General features: G+C 36.3%; 15 protein-coding genes and 6 pseudogenes. 3 read left to right on the top strand and 18 right to left on the bottom strand.

Going from position 1 to position 17,547, the window contains the following annotated elements; translation table 11 throughout:
- Positions 1–138: 138 nt before the first annotated feature.
- From JFT95_RS07345 to JFT95_RS07300, 12 genes and pseudogenes are all read right to left on the bottom strand, one after another.
- Positions 139–392 (bottom strand): annotated as a pseudogene (locus tag JFT95_RS07345) (replication-relaxation family protein); the annotation flags it as partial.
- 169 nt (positions 393–561) lie between these two features.
- Positions 562–726 (bottom strand): N-acetylmuramoyl-L-alanine amidase C-terminal domain-containing protein, encoded by a 165-nt coding sequence (locus tag JFT95_RS30105; RefSeq protein WP_369811979.1) that lies wholly within the window; start codon positions 724–726, stop codon positions 562–564.
- A gap of 99 nt (positions 727–825) precedes the next feature.
- Positions 826–1,335 (bottom strand): annotated as a pseudogene (locus JFT95_RS07340) (N-acetylmuramoyl-L-alanine amidase); the annotation flags it as partial.
- Positions 1,335–1,611 (bottom strand): annotated as a pseudogene (locus JFT95_RS07335) (phage holin family protein); the annotation flags it as partial. The pseudogenes JFT95_RS07340 and JFT95_RS07335, both read right to left, overlap by 1 nt.
- A complete protein-coding gene (locus JFT95_RS29850) occupies positions 1,608–1,742 on the bottom strand; it encodes a hypothetical protein (protein ID WP_255256129.1) in 135 nt (44 codons plus the stop codon). The pseudogene JFT95_RS07335 and the gene JFT95_RS29850, both read right to left, overlap by 4 nt.
- A gap of 284 nt (positions 1,743–2,026) precedes the next feature.
- Positions 2,027–3,352 carry a bifunctional S-methyl-5'-thioadenosine deaminase/S-adenosylhomocysteine deaminase gene (locus JFT95_RS07330; protein WP_012260737.1) on the bottom strand — a complete coding sequence of 442 codons (1,326 nt, stop codon included), beginning with the start codon at positions 3,350–3,352 and terminating at the stop codon, positions 2,027–2,029.
- A gap of 53 nt (positions 3,353–3,405) precedes the next feature.
- Positions 3,406–3,765: pseudogene (locus tag JFT95_RS07325) on the bottom strand (YunG family protein).
- A gap of 122 nt (positions 3,766–3,887) precedes the next feature.
- Positions 3,888–4,118, bottom strand: a pseudogene (locus JFT95_RS07320) (pentapeptide repeat-containing protein); the annotation flags it as partial.
- Between the two features lie 141 nt (positions 4,119–4,259).
- Positions 4,260–5,390, bottom strand: a complete 1,131-nt coding sequence (locus JFT95_RS07315) for an RNA-guided endonuclease InsQ/TnpB family protein (RefSeq protein ID WP_201051836.1) — start codon at positions 5,388–5,390, stop codon at positions 4,260–4,262.
- Positions 5,350–5,988, bottom strand: a complete 639-nt coding sequence (locus JFT95_RS07310; RefSeq protein ID WP_201051835.1) for an IS607 family transposase — start codon at positions 5,986–5,988, stop codon at positions 5,350–5,352. Before JFT95_RS07310 ends, JFT95_RS07315 begins: the two co-directional genes overlap by 41 nt.
- Before the next feature lie 512 nt (positions 5,989–6,500).
- Positions 6,501–6,878: pseudogene (locus JFT95_RS07305) on the bottom strand (pentapeptide repeat-containing protein); the annotation flags it as partial.
- 56 nt (positions 6,879–6,934) lie between these two features.
- Positions 6,935–7,858 carry an alpha/beta fold hydrolase gene (locus tag JFT95_RS07300; protein WP_201051834.1) on the bottom strand — a complete coding sequence of 308 codons (924 nt, stop codon included), beginning with the start codon at positions 7,856–7,858 and terminating at the stop codon, positions 6,935–6,937.
- Positions 7,859–8,067: 209 nt separating this feature from the next.
- Between JFT95_RS07300 and JFT95_RS07295 the strand changes: the two genes are divergently transcribed.
- The gene (locus JFT95_RS07295; protein ID WP_002012144.1) at positions 8,068–8,829 is read left to right on the top strand and encodes a DODA-type extradiol aromatic ring-opening family dioxygenase; all 762 of its coding nucleotides are present in this window, start codon (positions 8,068–8,070) and stop codon (positions 8,827–8,829) included.
- Positions 8,830–8,884: 55 nt separating this feature from the next.
- Here the strand turns inward: JFT95_RS07295 and JFT95_RS07290 are convergent, their stop codons facing one another.
- The 3 genes from JFT95_RS07290 to JFT95_RS07280 all read right to left on the bottom strand — a co-directional run bounded on the left by JFT95_RS07290 (position 8,885) and on the right by JFT95_RS07280 (position 11,816).
- Positions 8,885–10,099 carry a multidrug efflux MFS transporter gene (locus JFT95_RS07290; protein WP_201051833.1) on the bottom strand — a complete coding sequence of 405 codons (1,215 nt, stop codon included), beginning with the start codon at positions 10,097–10,099 and terminating at the stop codon, positions 8,885–8,887.
- Positions 10,100–10,215: 116 nt separating this feature from the next.
- Positions 10,216–11,082 carry a GNAT family N-acetyltransferase gene (locus JFT95_RS07285; protein ID WP_201051832.1) on the bottom strand — a complete coding sequence of 289 codons (867 nt, stop codon included), beginning with the start codon at positions 11,080–11,082 and terminating at the stop codon, positions 10,216–10,218.
- A gap of 14 nt (positions 11,083–11,096) precedes the next feature.
- The gene (locus JFT95_RS07280) at positions 11,097–11,816 is read right to left on the bottom strand and encodes a DUF554 domain-containing protein (RefSeq protein ID WP_000236011.1); all 720 of its coding nucleotides are present in this window, start codon (positions 11,814–11,816) and stop codon (positions 11,097–11,099) included.
- A 212-nt stretch (positions 11,817–12,028) separates the two neighbouring features.
- Between JFT95_RS07280 and JFT95_RS07275 the strand changes: the two genes are divergently transcribed.
- Together JFT95_RS07275 and JFT95_RS07270 are read left to right on the top strand one after the other, a co-directional pair.
- Positions 12,029–13,132 (top strand): CapA family protein, encoded by a 1,104-nt coding sequence (locus JFT95_RS07275; RefSeq protein ID WP_002141275.1) that lies wholly within the window; start codon positions 12,029–12,031, stop codon positions 13,130–13,132.
- A gap of 52 nt (positions 13,133–13,184) precedes the next feature.
- On the top strand, positions 13,185–13,412 hold the full coding sequence (locus JFT95_RS07270) for a hypothetical protein (protein ID WP_012260734.1): 228 nt from the start codon (positions 13,185–13,187) through the stop codon (positions 13,410–13,412).
- A 96-nt stretch (positions 13,413–13,508) separates the two neighbouring features.
- Here the strand turns inward: JFT95_RS07270 and ilvA are convergent, their stop codons facing one another.
- From ilvA to ilvC, 3 genes are read right to left on the bottom strand one after another with little or no spacing between them, the layout of a single operon-like run.
- A complete protein-coding gene (gene ilvA, locus JFT95_RS07265) occupies positions 13,509–14,771 on the bottom strand; it encodes a threonine ammonia-lyase IlvA (protein ID WP_002012149.1) in 1,263 nt (420 codons plus the stop codon).
- A 32-nt stretch (positions 14,772–14,803) separates the two neighbouring features.
- A complete protein-coding gene (ilvD, locus tag JFT95_RS07260) occupies positions 14,804–16,477 on the bottom strand; it encodes a dihydroxy-acid dehydratase (protein WP_201051831.1) in 1,674 nt (557 codons plus the stop codon).
- A 46-nt stretch (positions 16,478–16,523) separates the two neighbouring features.
- Positions 16,524–17,537 (bottom strand): ketol-acid reductoisomerase, encoded by a 1,014-nt coding sequence (ilvC, locus tag JFT95_RS07255; RefSeq protein ID WP_002012152.1) that lies wholly within the window; start codon positions 17,535–17,537, stop codon positions 16,524–16,526.
- Between the last annotated feature and the right edge of the window lie 10 nt (positions 17,538–17,547).

The raw sequence follows: 17,547 nt of genomic DNA, 5'->3' as shown, positions 1-17,547 counted from the left end.
TGTTGCTTCCATTATAATAAACCATTATTCATTATTAGTCGTTAATTATTCTCATTTTATTTAGCGACGTATCAGCGATATTTTATGTCTATTTCGTATAGGTGTTAGCAAGTTCGTTTGCAAAATTGTTAACGCTTTTTATATTTCTTCTATTACATACACTTTCACAAACACATCATACTTAGCTGCTAACTCTTCCAGTTTTCCCCGCTGTATTTTGTGACTGTAAAGAAATTCATGACTGGCATCTTCCCGTTATATTTCTGCTTATATATTTGTGTGAACTCTTCATACTTTTTTAACTTCTCTTCATTCACTTTCATTTTCTGTGACCGATCTACTTCGACTCCATGAAGTATCCCTTCTTCGTCACGAAATTTCACATCAGGAATATAAAAAATACGTGATAACATTGAAATCATCATTCCAGATGAAATAAAGAAAGAACACGAAAAAAGAATAAAAGAGAATGGAGATAGCTCATCCTCAAAAATAAAAATAAAAGCCGTAATTAACGACTTTTATTTTTTGGCACCAAACTATTCTTTTGTTAAAAAATTATTAATTCACTTTAATATATTCATACCACCACTTACCACCTGGTCGAGTATCCATCCACCAAGTGATTTTATCTAGTTCTGAATTAGGCAATACCTCAGTTTGGATATAAGCAAGACCTGTTAATGGATTAACAACAACTTTTCCCTTTGTTCCTCGTTCAACCATAGCTTGAATCGCTTCATTTAGATAGTTTGTCCCGAATTCACCAGACTTAACATATTGATATCCACCATTAGAACCGCCGTTTCCTCCACCATCCCCAACAGTTTGTCCCGTTAGAGCATATACGATAGAATTTGCGATTTTATCAACATTCCATTTAGCCATGTCGGATTCGTTATCGATGAATCCTAATTCGATAAGAATAGCTGGTGCTTTAGTTCCATTCAATACGGCTAAATCAGTACGTTGTTTCGCACCACGATCACGCCATCCAATATCTTTTGCTAGTTGAGCTGAGATTTTAGCCGCCAGCTCTTTCTGATCATAATACAGAACTTCCACACCCTGCCCATTCCCATCACTTGAATTAAGATGAAAAGAAACAACCAAATCCACATTATGGGAATTACTATTACGAACGATATTATTTAAATTTTGCGCTTGAGTGCTTCCTACTTCGTCTGTATCATCATAGACTGTGTGTCCTAAAGCTCTTAACTTAGCTGCCACCGCATCTTTCACCTGACGGTCCATAATATGCTCTTTTCGATTTCCGGAATTAGCCCCTTGTACAATACTGTTGTGCCCTCCGTGTAAACTATAACGTGTCATTATTCAACATCTCCTTTCTTATTATCATATTCAGAACTTGTCTTATTGCTCTTGCCACCTAAAATTTCAACTGCATTCGTTAGTGCTGAAGGTAGCGGAATTCCCATACGACCAGCGTTTTCTAAAAGTGAAAGCAACTCATTTCCGATAAAAAATTGTCGCTTCACGAATAGCACTATTACCTCCAAGTGCTGTACCTAATTGGGTTTCCACTCCACTCAAAAGAAAAAGCACCACCTTTTTGGCGATGCCTTTGAAGCCAACTTTACTTTTTAACCTGCACACAGGACGTTCAATGCTCCGTAAAAAGCACCTGTATCTACACTGTTTATTGTTCCCAGCGTAACCGTATTCCCGTAATCATTTGTACCTCCGAAAACAGTAATGATATCTGCGTCATCGGTCATGTTTGCATATCTTGTACACATTGGCCGGTCGTGTCCTTCTCACACTGCTATACGAAACCCCGAAATACCATACTAATTATATTATTAGCATTACTAATCACTTTCCAATAAGGAATGTCTGCATAATTTAGTGATGTAATACTATCTCCTAATGCAGCCCATATTGCAGCAGAAATACCAATAGAAAGATGCGACATTCTTTTGGATATTTATTCGTTCAATAAAAAAAGCTACCCTATTCTATTTTCTAGAAAGGATAGCTTTCTCAACTGGTATATAAATACCTATCTTTGTAAACCTCGTTTATAACGACTTGCTTCAAATATAATACGCTCTTCATCTAACGTTTTACATTCACCATTCCAAACGACACGTTTACCATTAATAATTACATCGCTTATATCTTTTCCACTAGCTGCATACACAAGATGTGATAACACTTCATCTGCCGGTTGTAAATGTGGCTTATTAGATGGATCAATCGTAATAAAATCAGCACACTTACCAACCTCAAGTGATCCCGTTTGTTTCATACCAATTACTTCCGCAGCTCCTTTTGTCGCAAGAGAAAGAGCTGTTTCAACTGGTAATGCTGTTGCATCTTGATGAATACCTTTTTGTAATAAAGTCGCTATACGCATTTCTTCAAACATATCTAAATTGTTGTTAGACGCCACACTATCTGTTGCAATTCCTACTTTTATTCCTGCTTCTAGCATCGCTTTTACATTCGCTATACCAGAACCTAGTTTTAAATTACTATTTGGGTTATGAGCTACTCGAACATCATGTTCTGCTAAAAATGCACGCTCATTTTCATTTAATACTACACCGTGCGCAATAACTGTTGGGCGTTTAAACAATCCGCAACTTGCTGCATATTCTACTGGACGCTTCCCATACTGTGCTTCAATATCACGTACTTCACGCTCTGTTTCAGAAAGATGAATATGAACCATCGTTTGATTTTCTACTGCAATACGAGCACACTCTTCTAACAGTTCTGTGGAACATGTATATGGACTATGCGGTGCAACCATCGTAGTTAACATACCACTTTCGTTATAGTAACGCTTCACATATTTCTCAGCTTCTTCAATTGCTTTCTTTTCATCGTCTTTCGTTCCGAAGCTAAATAAAGTTCTTGAAACAGCAGCTCGCATTCCACTCCTTGATACCGTTTCCATAATTGCATCTTGGTCTACTCCAATAGGATTAAACATATCAGAGAATGATGTTGTACCACTTTTCACCATTTCAAGTAATCCTAATTCCGTGCTAGCGACCGCAAGCTCTGGCGTAAACTGACTTTCAAGTGGCCAAATTCTCGTCTCAAGCCATGGCTGCAATAACATATCATCTCCGATACCTCTCAAAAGGCTCATAACAACATGTGTATGTGTATTGACAAGCCCTGGTAAAACCCACTTTCCTTTCATGTCAATTACTTCATCTACTTCAAAATCGTTAGCGAATTCTCCGCTATTTACATCTATAATTTGATCATTTTCTACAATGATATATCCATTTTCTATCACTTCATTTTGTTCATTCATCGTTGCAATTGTAGCGTTTACATAAGTTGTTTTCAAAAGTATTTCCCCTTTCAACTCTATGAAGTTCCCTTTAATTAGTTACCACCATTATAGTAACTTATTGAAGATTAAGAGTCAAAAGATAATTTTAATTCTTTCGTTGTCTTTTCCTTCAAAATGCTATATTGTTTTTCATTTGTATCTGCAAATGCTTCTTCACGGCTCGACTTCATGTCCATATAGTTTAATGTTTCATGAAATTGGGTCCTAGTAAAATCATACCTTTTCCCATCTACTTTATTTTAGAAATGCCATACTTCACCTATCTTCGTCTTTATTATCTCTCCCCCGCACAATTCTTGGACAATAAGGGCCGTTACACCACATTGTCCCTTTGCTGGGCTTTCGCTCGTCCACTTAGAACTCGTTTCTATTGACCAAGATTTTCTTAATGCTTCATATAGTTGTTTAATCTTTATGCTATCCATATTCAGCATCTCCTGACATTAGCAATTTCACACATCATATTATAAAAGCGGTAAAAGGCAATCTTTAAAAATCATTACTATTTGTAACACCGTTCAATATATTGAACGGTGTTACAAATGATTTAATTCACCTTTGCTCCATAACATCTCGCAACTGCAACCGCCTGCGCTATATCTAATTTCACGTTTTTTAAATCAAAAGCTTTAAAATCAACTCTATCAACTACAGCTCCTCTTAAATCTGCTCCGCTAAGTTTTACCTTGCCTAATTGTGCGCCCGTTAAATCTGCTTCACGTAAGTCTGCTTTTTCTAAATTACATTCATATAGGTCAGCTTCAATTAAACGAATACCGATACGATAAACTTAACTAAATCTATACAATTCAATCAAATTTACACAAGTTAGTGCTTCAAAGTGCTCTCGCAACCCCGAAGGGACGAGGGGTATAACACTCCACACGAGGCAGTATCGTTACCTCATATTATCAAGCATTTATTTTACCCATCTTGATAAATTTATCGCAGCATTTAAATCCCTCTCGTGATGGCTATTGCACCCAACACAACACCATTCACGAATCTTTAAACTCCACTGTCCTTCTGGTTGAACTGAATGGTCGTATTTAACGCCACAACATGAGCAAATCTTGCTTGAGGCGAACCATTTATCGGCTTTTACATACTCAATGCCATACTTCTCGCACTTGTATGATAAACATTGAAAGAAGAAGTTTAATTTTTGAAATGAAAATGCTTTCGATAGTTTTTTGTTTTTTAACAGGTTTGAGATAGGTAAGTCTTCCACAACAATCCTCATTGGTTTGGTTTTCACCAATTTAGCTGTTGCTTGATGGATATGGTTATTTCGGATATTCGTAATTTTCCTAGATAACCGAAGGTGCTCAGTTTTAGCTTTTTCATATCCGGCAGATTGAATTTTTACACCTTTTTTAAATCTCCTAGACATATCTCTTTGCGCTGACTTTTTCCTTTTCAAAAGTTTTTTAACCTTAGCATCTTTGTTTATATTTCGTTCTTTCGTACCATTAGAAGCTACAAACAACTCTTTTAAACCAACGTCCACACCAATCGACTCATTGGTTAGTTCTGGTGGTTCGAATTCTTCTTTGAACCCTACACTAATCCACCAGTGACGACCATCAAATGTAACTCTTGGATTTGATGGTTTTTTGTTTCTTGGTAGTTGTTGGCTTGTTTTCACTTCTCCAATAGACTGAATATCAACTACTTTCTTTCCTATAATCAGTCTTTCATAATTGGCATAAAATCCTTGGATTAAATCTTTTTTGGTTTTATAAGAAGTGTGATAGCCATTTTTGTACTTTTTGAACGAATTTTTTCGCGCCTTGTCAAAATCTTTTGAAGCCTGTTTTGGAACTTGTGCGTTGATGTCATTTAACCACTCATATCGCTTTCGCTTCTTGATCTTTGTAAATCGTTTCTGTAAAGCTAACTGTGAAACAGATTTTCCAAATAGCTTATAGTATCTATCACTCATTCTTTTACAATAGTTATAAGCGAATCTTGAAGCTCCAGCATGGTTTCTAAGCACTTTTTCTTGTTCAGGCGTTGGAATCAATCTGACTTTCTTCGCCAATATCACCAGAAATCAACTCCTTGATTATCTGTTTGGTCTTTTTAGAGCGCTTGCCTTGAAGTTTATAACTAAATACTGTAATGATCTGAACAAGGTCTTCTACGACCTCCTGTTCTTCTGTCTTAGTAGTATTGTCAATTACTTCAATCGCTGTTCCGTGTAGTTGACAAATCTTTTCAACCAACTCATAACCGAACCTCACAAGTCTATCTTTGTGCATGACAACAATTTTTTCAACCTCATTATTCTCAATGCGTTCCATTAACTTGTTAAAGCCTTTTTTCTTATAGTTGATTCCAGAACCAATATCTTCGATAATTTCAAATTGATAACCTCGCGCGATAAGATATTGCTTCATTCTATCGACTTGTCTTTCTAGGTCGTTTTTTTGACTCGAAGAACTGACTCTACAATAGCCAATTACTGTGCGATTATTTGGGCGCTCCCCTTTTAGATAATGAAAGATTTGCTCTTCTGAGTAGTAGCGTGTCCTACCAGCAGTCACCTTTTCAGGTACTAATTCACCGCTTTTGTGCATTCTCCTAAGACTACTAGGATGCAAGCCTGTTAATTCCGATACTTGACTAACTCGTAAAAATTTCATTATTATTCTCACCTCATTGAATCCGCAATAGTACCTACCTTCGATAGATTCAATGAAGTTTGATAGATTTAATTAGATTTATCTTGTTCAACTAAGGGCGCAATTCCTTAGCCAGTTCTCTTATGAACTTCTCATGTTTTCACATGAGCGCAGACTATATGTTTATCTCTTTAGAGATAGAGGATTTTTCCACCACCATAGGCTTGTGATGTACTCTCGTCAGTTATACGAGATAGTCGTTGAACGTTCATCTTATCAATTTTAACTTAGATGATTCGATGCGGAAGACCCATTGTTCTAATGTTTAGGATTTAACCTTGCACCATCTGATTGATTTTTTCTGCTTTCGCAACATTCACGCTCACCATTTCTAGCCACGTTGTAGTTCAATCAGCTTTAGGGATTGCCCGCAGTTAACCCTCACTACTAGCCAATCACTTGACTAGCAGGGCTTACTGATATATTTAATTAACTTTAGTTATAATTGGTTAAATAAATCGTAACAGTTAGTTACCCTTTAACATTTGTTTACTTAAGTTCGCAAACCTTAAATTCGTATATGACCAATCGCCTGATGTAATTGTTATTCCGTCTAAATTCGCCTCTTCGAAATCCGAACCAGTCATTTTACATTCTTCAAACTTAGATACAAATAAATTCGCACCAAAAAACCTACAATTAGCAAACGTAGTTCCTTGATGGATAGAAGCATTAAAAAGAGTACCAGTAAAATCACATTCTATGAAATTACAATTTTTAGTAAAAACTTCTGATGCATCTATCCCTCTAAAACGGCATTTTATAAAGGTACAATTTTTCAATTCCTCGTCTTTTATCCAGACATCTTGAAAATCTATTTCTACATATTCTTTATTTACAAATTCACTCATAATCAATCCTCCAATTTTTCAAAAAACCTCACTTCAGCATGAAGTGAGGTTTCTTCTTATACAATATGCTCATCTAACCATGAAATCAAATCTTGAAATACATCTTCTCTATTCACTTCATGGAACATTTCATGTCTACCATTTTCATATAAACGAAGTGTTACATCTTTCACACCACATTTTTTATAGTTTTCGTATACTTCTTTTACACCTTTCCCCATATCCCCAACAGGATCACGATCACCAGAGAATATATGTATGGGAAGATTTTTTGGTGTCTTCTTGTATTCTTCTATTTTATTTACTTCTAGAACTCCATGAAACAATTCTCGGTAAAAACTAGTCGTGCAAATGAATCCACATAACGGATCCGCAATATACTTATCAACTTGATGAATATCTGAAGATAACCAATCAAATTTCGTACGATTTGGCTTAAAGTGTGAGTTGAAGTTTCCGAAAGATAAGAAGTTCAGCATCGGACTTTTCGTTTTCTTTCCGCGAAGTTTCATCTCAATTGTCGCTACTTTATGACCGATACTTCCTAAAAGCCCTGGATTTCCACCAGTTCCTGAAATAAGGAATCCATCATATAATTCACCTTTAAGTTGTACAGCACGTCTTGATAAAAAAGAACCCATACTATGTCCAAGTAAAAATAACGGGCATGTCTGCTCTTCTTTTATCATTTCCGAAACAAAGATAACATCAGACACAGCCTGATTCCAACCTAAATTTGGTTCAAAATGACCATAGTCTTCTTCCCTTTTCACTGTTTTTCCATGCCCTTTATGATCATGAGCATAAACACCATATCCTGCTTCTAATAAAGCATCAATAAATTCTGTATAAACACCTGCATGTTCTGTCATACCATGTGCAATTTGAACAATTCCCCGCGGATTTCCTTCTGGTAACCATTTACGCAAGTAAATTTCCGATTTATCCAATGCCGTAACGAAACTTTCCTGTATGCTCATTCCGACAGCCTCCAAATCTATTATGTATATCTTTTTTTATAATGAATAAACATTCATTATTCTTATTATGTATTATATGCAATTGCTTTCATTATGACAAATAATCTATTTTTCCGATTACATATTAAACTATTATCTTGACGAATTTAAAATAAAATTATATAGTTACTTACATAAAGTAATTAATATATTTTTAGGAGGTTTTAATCATGATGCCCTCACTATTTTTAGCACATGGATCACCTATGCTTGCTATTCAAGATACAGACTATACACGCTTTTTAAAGACACTTGGAGAAACATATAAACCGAAAGCTATTGTTATTTTTACCGCTCACTGGGAAAGTGAAGTATTAACGATCTCCTCTTCAGATGAAGTATATGAAACAATTTATGACTTTGGAGGTTTTCCTCCTGAGTTATACGAAATCAAATATCATGCGAAAGGCTCTTCTAGCATTGCGTCTATGCTAGAAACAAAATTTAAAAACAAAGGCATTCCAGTCCATCATAATATGACGAGAGGTTTAGATCATGGCTCATGGACACTCCTGCATCGTATGTACCCAGAAGCCAATATTCCTGTCGTACAAATATCAGTAAATCCATTCCTTCCTGCAAAAGAACAATTTGAAATTGGAGAAGCACTAAAAGGACTTGGACAAGAAGATATTTTAGTAATCGGCAGCGGAGTTACTGTTCATAATTTACGAGCATTAAAATGGAATGAAACAACTCCGGAACAATGGGCGATTGAATTTGATGATTGGATTATAAATCATATGCATACTAGCGATAAAGATGCATTGTTTAACTGGGAAAGAAATGCTCCTCATGCACAATTAGCTGTACCAAGAGCGGAACATTTTGTTCCTCTATTTATCGCGATGGGTAGTGGTGAGAACGACGGTACGGTCATTCACCGTAGCTACGAGCTTGGTACATTAAGTTATCTTTGCCTTCAATTTTAATGAAAAAGGATGAAGCAATATTGCTTCATCCTTTTTCTGTTTTTCATTCACATAGTTAACTAACTTCCAAATGTCGTTTCTCTGATACCTCTTCGTTCTTACTATGAAAATAAACCCAAATGCACGCAATAAATAATAGTGATGATGTAGAGAAGAAAACATATTGGAAGCCTGCATGAGCTGCAATTTGTCCACCAAGTACTGGCCCAATCATATTTCCTAAAAACTGAAATGATTGATTATATCCAAATATTCGTCCCGTTACATGGGTTGGCGTATGTTGTTTTAGTAGAGTTTGTACGGAAGGTAATAGTCCTGCTTGTGCAATACCTAATAAAAAGCGAAGAATTAATAGTTGCCAAGCTGAGGTTACAAATGCTTGCGGAATAAAAATAATTCCTGCAGCAAACAACGCTACAACTAACGTTTTTTGAGGTCCAATATGATCTGATAATCTTCCTAGCTTAGGAGCTGCTAAAATAACTGCTAATCCTGTCGCAGACATGACTGCACCTGCAAGTATTTCAATATGATCTGTTCCTGGTCCTGCCAAATGCTTTACATACAACGTAATAATAGGTTGAATCGACATATTTGCAAGCTGAATAATAAACGTTGCTACAAATAAACTTATTATTAAATGTTTTGCAGGGACCATCGTCCATACTTTTTTCGGCTGTGCCTTTTTTTCTTTAGCAGAATGTTTCTCCTCATGTAAGAAGAAAAAGACGATAAGAAAGGACAGGAATAAGAAAGCTCCTGTAACTAGAAAAACATGGCGCATTCCGATTAACTCTGACAAATAACCTCCGAGTATCGGCCCAAGTAACGAACCGCTCACGCCTCCAGTTGAGATTGTAGAAATTGCCCAACCTGAATGTTCTTGCGGAGTTTCTGCAGCAATAAGTGTCATCGCTGTAGAAAGGAAACCTGATACCGATCCCATTAAAAACCGAAGTGCGACTAATTGATACACATCTGTCACAAACCCCATAAGCGTCATAATTATCGTCATACCAAGGCTAGCACGTATAAGCATCAATTTCCGTCCATGTATATCACCGAGCTTTCCCCATATCGGTGATACAATCGCACCCATTAAAAATGTTACACCAAATGCAAGTCCCGACCACTGTGCAATACTAGAAGTGCCGGTCACCCCTAATTCCTCAATATAAAAAGATAAAAAAGGAATTACTAAACTCATACCGGCTGCAGTGGTAAAACAACCTAGCCAACAAATCATTAAATTTCGTTTCCAGCTGGCCATTTTCACACCTTCTTTCATTAGATACCCATTCTACACCGTTTCCTGGAAAAAGTTTAGTAATTTGATTTATACATAATAAAACTCTATCCCTTTGCATTCTTTGCAAAGGGATAGAGTTAATTATCTCCTATGGGTATTAAACGTGCATTACAGCACCTCTCATAAAACTCAATCGGACCTGCTTGTCCTATAATTGCATACTCATATCCGCTTTTCTTCATGTTATATAAACAATGATTCAATAACGTCTTCCCAACACCGTTCACACGATTATGTTTCGCTGTACCCATCGGGCCAAACAACCCTTTTTTTCCTCTCACAACATCGTAACAAGCGAAACCAATGATTGCTCCTTCCTGCTCAGCAATAAAAATAGGTAACTCCTCTTTATATGTCCGAAATCCATAATCTAAAGATTTTAACCAATGTTCACCAAATTCATCCTTAACAAAACGTGCCAACTTTTCAAAATCAGAAAAGACAGCTCTTCTAACATTAAAATTAAAATTATTATAAATAGGATTAAATCTTTTTAAATCAACGGTTAAGTCTCTTGACTCAGATGTAATACTCAGCAGCTCTTTTTGCACGTTTTTACTTATAACCTTTTCAATAACTGTATCAACTTGAAACAGTGCATATAAAACATGCCCTTCATTTATTAATACTTGCTGAAAACGGTCCATCCGTTTCTTTGCTACTTGTAAAACTTCTATCGTCTTATTTGAAACTTTAAACTCCCCAACATTTATGTATTCTATTTCATTTGCATAATATTGTTGGAGCAATGATATTTTTGCTAAAAAATCCATACCCACCGTGTGAAATAAATACATATGTAACTCCGCGCAAACTCCATTACCTTCCTTACAAGCTCCTATAAATAGATGAACTGGATGGATAATACCTTTACTACACTCAGCCTCTTCTGCTGCAATCTCCAATATTTTATATGCACGTTTTGTAAATTGGAATTCCATCATCTATATCCATTCCCCTAATGACTTATTATCAAACCATAACCGTATATAATAGAAACAATTACTCCAACCATTAATATGCCTGGAAGTAAATTTGCCACTTTAATTTTAATAAATCCAAGTAAGTTTAATCCGATTGCGAATATCATAATACCGCCAGTAGCCGTCATTTCCACTATAAATTGATTCATTAATTCTTTTGGAACAAAACTATTAATTTGTGTTGCAAAAACTGCAATACCTCCCTCATATAAAATCACTGGAATCGCTGAAAATACTACGCCAATTCCTAGAGTTGTCGTTAATATAATAGAAATGAATCCATCGATAATCGCCTTTGTAAATAAAATATCATGATTTCCGCGAATCCCACTGTCCAATGCACCAAGTATCCCCATCGCTCCGATTGCAAAAATAAGCGTGGCTGTTACAAAGCCTTCTGATATGCTCCCTTTCCCTTTCGATCCAACTTTATTTTCTAGCCAATCCCCTAACAGTTTTAACCTTTCTTCTAATTGTAGCCATTCTCCGATTACCGTACCAATAACTAAACTTAGTATGACAACAAGAAAATTTTCACTTTTTAATGCCATTTGAAGTCCAAGTACAGTAACCGCTAAACCAATTGCATGCATAATTGTTCCCTTCATACTTTCTGGAATTGCACTAAATAATTTACCAAGTAAAGTACCAAATATAATACAAATCCCATTTACAACTGCTCCTAATATAACCATTTCTCATTCTTCACCCTTCGAATTCTTTATTTCTATATTTTGGTTTATACATTGATTTACAGGTTACCTATATGTTAACGTAATATTGTGAATATTAACAAACGTTTTTCACTACATAACCCGCTATTTTTTGTAACTATACAAAGACCGATTGCCTTTAGTAGATTCATTGTTAATCTAATTGCGGGATAAACTCAAAAGGGAAGGTATTTATGAAAACTTTACTAAAACGATTTCTGTTAATAGCCTTTTTCATTACACCAATTGTTTTATTAATCAACTACTCTTTTATTTCAAAAGCGAAAGACAAACCTGATATGCAGAACAAATCTAGTAAAACAGCTTCAAAAAGCGAAAAGAAAACCGAAGACCCTGAAATCACACTCACCTTCTCTGGTGATACAATGTTCGATTGGCAATTACGTCCCGTAATCGAAAAAAATGGGGCTGATTATCCATTCCAACACGTAAAAGAAGAAATAACGAAAGCTGATATTTCTTTTGTTAATTTAGAGTCAGCATTTACAACGAGAGAAAAAAGAGTACCTGGGCAACAATTTTGGATTAAAAGTGATCCATCCACACTACAAGCCATTAAAAACACCGGATATGACATCGTGAACATTGGCAATAACCATACGCTTGATTATGGGCAAGATGGACTACTAGACACCATTTCTCACGTCGAAAAATTAAAACTACCTTACACTGGAGCCGGAAAAAATGCTGAAGATGCTTATACTGCTCGTGAACTAACTGTAAAAGGAAAAAAGTTTAAATTTCTTTCCTTTGTACGCTTTATGCCCAACTTTAATTGGGTAGCTGGTGACAATAAACCCGGCGTTGCAAACGGATATGACCTAGATCTTGTAACAAAAACGATTCAAGAGCAAAAGAAAGATGCTGATTATGTAATCGTCTATATGCATTGGGGCGTCGAAAAATCTAATCGTCCAATAGAATACCAGAAACAATATGTTCCAAAAATGGTAGAGGCGGGTGCTGATGCAATCGTTGGAAGTCACCCGCATTGGTTACAAGGATTTGAGTATTACAATAAAGTTCCTATCGCATACTCGTTAGGAAACTTTTTATTCCCGAATTATGTAAATGGAAAGAGTGCCGAAACAGGCGTATTAACTTTAACCTTTAAAGGTAAGGATGTCCAAATGTCATTCAATCCTTACATCATTCGCAACAACCAAGTTTCTCCTGTAAATGAAGAAGAAAAGAAAAAAGCACTGCAATATTTACAAACGGTTTCAACTGATGTAGAAATTGATGATACTGGGAAAATAATAAACAAACGCAACTAAACAGCACGAAATTCATTTCTCTGTAACATACATTACGGGATAGGTGATGAATATGCTGAAAAACTTATTAGAAAATATAAGTCTGTTAGAAAACGTGTATAAAATATCTATAGCAATCCTGCTTTTATGTTCATTTTTTTCTGTTAGACTTCTAAGAAAAATAAAGCGAGAGAGAAAACTTACTCCCTTTGAATTTACAATGTATGTAATCATTCGTATTGCAATACTTTTTTGGTTAACTAGCTTTATCCTTCTTGAATATGGAGCGTATTTCGTTTAACTTTCAAAGAATAAAAAAGATAGAACAAGCAGGATTTCCCTCCTGTATCTATCTTTTTTATTTCAAGTAGAATTGTATGTTAACTCTTTTCTTTTATTAAATAAGTAAATCAAACAGCACAGGATTTTTATTAAGCTCCACGAATTGAATGTTATTTTCTTGAAAACGAGTAATTAAAGCTTCATAGTCTTCCTTATGCTTTAATTCTACCCCCACTAAAGCTGGACCATTTTCTTTATTATGTTTCTTAATATACTCAAAGCGAGTAATATCATCTTCCGGTCCTAATCCTTTATCAAGAAACTCTCGTAGTGCTCCTGAACGTTGCGGAAATTCAATGATGAAATAGTGCTTTAATCCTTCATGAATAAGGGATCGTTCTTTCATTTCTTGCATTCTATCAATATCATTATTTCCACCACTTAACGTGCATACAACTGTTTTTCCCTTTATTTCATCTCTGTATAGATCAAGTGCCGCAATAGAAAGCGCACCAGCTGGCTCTGCTACAATTGCATTTTTCTTATACAGTTCTAAAATCGTTGTACAAACCTTTCCCTCTGGTACTAAAACTATGTCATCAATTACATCTTTACATGTTTCAAAAGTTAACTTTCCTACCTTCTTAACAGCTGCTCCATCAACAAAACTATCAATCTTTTCTAATGCAACATTTTCATTTTGAAGAAAAGCTTCTTTCATAGATGCAGCTCCCATCGGTTCTACACCGATTACCTTTGTAGTAGGACTAACCCCCTTTACATATGTACCAATACCAGATGCTAATCCACCACCGCCAATTGCTGTAAATATATAATCAACTGGTTTCTCCATATCATGCATAATTTCAACAGCGACTGTTCCTTGACCAGCAACGACATACGGATCATCAAACGGATGTACAAATGTCATCCTATTTTCTACACAATAGCGCTGCGCCTCTTGGAAAGAACTATCAAATGTATCACCAACTAATACAATGTCTGCGAAATCACCACCGAAAAATTCAACTTGTGATACTTTTTGCTTAGGTGTCGTTGTCGGCATGAAAATTTTTGACGGAATCTTCAATAAATTACACGTATAAGCAACTCCTTGTGCATGATTACCAGCACTTGCACAAACAACACCATTTTGTAACTTTTCTTTCGGTAAACTTTGAATTAAATTATACGCACCACGAATTTTGAAAGAACGAATAACTTGTAAATCTTCTCGCTTAACATATACGTCACATTCATATTTCTCAGATAAAACTGAATCTCGTTGTAACGGTGTTTTAATAACGATATCTTTCATGCAATTATGAGCCATTAAGATATCTTCAATTTTCACTCTCTCCTTTACATTTTGCACCATTTTATATCATCCTTATCTCTTTTTATATTGGCTCAATCAAAATTCGGAATTTTCAGAACCGCACCTGTATTCGCCGATGTTACCATTTGTGCATAACGTCCAAGCCACCCAGTTTTCACTTTTGGTTCTGGTCGTTTCCACCCTTTTTTACGCTTCTCTAATTCCTTATCACTAACTCTCACTTCTAACAAGCGTTCCTCAACATCAATACATACAATATCTCCTTGTTCAAGAAGTGCAATCGTTCCGCCAGCTGCTGCTTCTGGTGAAATGTGCCCTACCGAAATACCACGTGAAGCACCAGAGAAGCGACCATCAGTTAAAAGTGCAACATCTGCTCCTAATCCCATACCAGCAATTGCTGATGTTGGTGCTAACATTTCCGGCATACCAGGTCCGCCTCTTGGTCCTTCATAGCGAATAACAACTACATCTCCTTTCTTAACTTTCCCAAGCATAATGCCGGCAAGCGCCTCATCTTGTGAATTAAAGATAACGCAAGGTCCTTCAAATCGTTTTACTTCTGTTGCTCCGCTTTTAATAACCGCTCCGTCTTTCGCAAGGTTTCCTTTTAATATACGTAATCCTCCTTCTTCACTATGAGGATTTTCGAGAGAATGAATAACTTCCTTATCTTGAATCTCTGCATGAGCAATGTTTTCTCTTAATGTTTGCCCAGTAGCAGTTATACGATCAAGGTGAAGTACCCCTTCTTTTCGGCTCATCTCTTTCAAAATTGCACTAATCCCGCCTGCGCGATCGATATCTTCCATATGCCAATTAGAAGCTGGACTTACTTTACATAAATGCGGTACACGCCTTGAAACTGCATCAATGCGGTTCATATCGTAATCTAATCCCGCCTCTTGTGCGAGTGCTAACGTGTGTAATACTGTATTCGTTGATCCACCCATCGCCATATCAAGTGCAAACGCATCATCAATTGCTTCTTCTGTTACAATGTCGCGTGGTTTAATATCTCTTTCAATTAAAATTTTTAATTTTTCTGCTGCTTGTTTAATTAACTCCTCACGTCTTGGATCAATCGCTAAAATACTCCCGTTACCAGGAAGAGCTAAACCTAACACTTCACATAAACAGTTCATAGAGTTCGCTGTAAACATACCGGAACAAGAACCACAAGATGGACAGCCATGATCTTCAATATCCTTTAATTCTTCTTCTGAAATTTTCCCAGATTGATAGGCTCCTACCCCTTCAAAAACAGAACTTAAATCGACAACTTCCCCTTTAGATGTTTTCCCCGCTGCCATCGGACCACCTGAAACGAAAACAGTTGGAATGTTTATTCGAAGTGCAGCCATCATCATACCTGGTGTAATTTTGTCACAGTTTGGAATACAAATCATTCCATCAAACCAGTGTGCATTTACAACTGTTTCTACTGAATCTGCAATGATTTCACGACTCGGAAGCGAATAACGCATACCGATATGACCCATCGCAATACCGTCATCTACTCCAATTGTATTAAATTCAAATGGAACCATACCTGCTGCACGTACTGCGTCTTTAACAAGTTTCCCAAACTCATTTAAGTGCTTATGACCTGGAATAATTTCAATAAAAGAATTACAAATTGCTATGAATGGTTTATCAAAATCTTCATCTTTTAAACCAGTTGCTTTTAATAAACTACGATGCGGAGCTTTATCAAAACCTTTTTTAATCATGTCACTTCTCATCTTGTCAAATCCCCTCTTACGTATTTTTCACTTATATTCTCTCAATCTATTTCTTTACTAACGTTTTCTTTTCTGGTTCCTTAATCCAGCTCATCATTTCACGAAGCTCTGCTCCTACTTTTTCTAGCTGATGATTTTGTTCTGCTTTTTTCATCGCATTATACGTTGGACGCCCTGCTTGATTTTCTAAAATCCATTTCTTCGCAAATTCACCTTGCTGAATTTCTGCAAGAACACGTTTCATTTCCTTCTTCGTTTCATCTGTAACAATTCTCGATCCTGTTACATAATCTCCAAACTCTGCCGTATCTGAAATAGAATGGCGCATATTCGTTAATCCGCCTTCATACATTAAATCAACAATTAACTTTAATTCATGTAAACATTCAAAGTATGCAATTTCAGGACGATATCCACCTTCCGTTAACGTTTCAAAACCAGCTTTCACAAGTGCTGTTACTCCTCCGCAAAGCACTGCTTGCTCACCGAATAAGTCTGTTTCTGTTTCTTCTTGGAATGTCGTTTCAATTACACCTGCACGTGTACAACCTACACCTTTTGCATACGCTAATGCTACATGTAGTGCTGTTCCCGTTGCGTCTTGATGCACTGCGACTAATGCCGGAACACCATTTCCTTCTTGGAAGACACGGCGAACGAGATGACCTGGACTCTTCGGTGCGACCATCGCTACATCTACGTAACTTGGCGGATTAATTTGCCCGAAGTGAATATTAAATCCATGTGAGAAAAGTAACATTTGTCCTTCACGAAGATTCTCTTCTACTTCTGTTTTATATACATACGCTTGCTGTTCATCCGGCAATAACATTTGTACAACTTGTGCGGTTCGAACCGCTTCTGAAACGGACATTACTTCAAACCCATCTGCTTTTGCTACTTCATATGATTTACCAGGACGAACACCAACTACAACTTCCACACCAGAATCTCGTAAGTTTTGTGCTTGAGCATGACCTTGAGATCCATATCCAACTACCGCAACTGTCTTCCCTTTTAATAGCTCTAAATTTGCATCTTTCTCATAATAAGTTTTCATATTCCATACA

Origin of the sequence: Bacillus sp. TH17 (assembly GCF_016651125.1) — a bacterium.
Taxonomy (GTDB): Bacteria; Bacillota; Bacilli; order Bacillales; family Bacillaceae_G; genus Bacillus_A; species Bacillus_A mycoides.
This window is presented reverse-complemented; position numbering and strand designations above follow the sequence as displayed.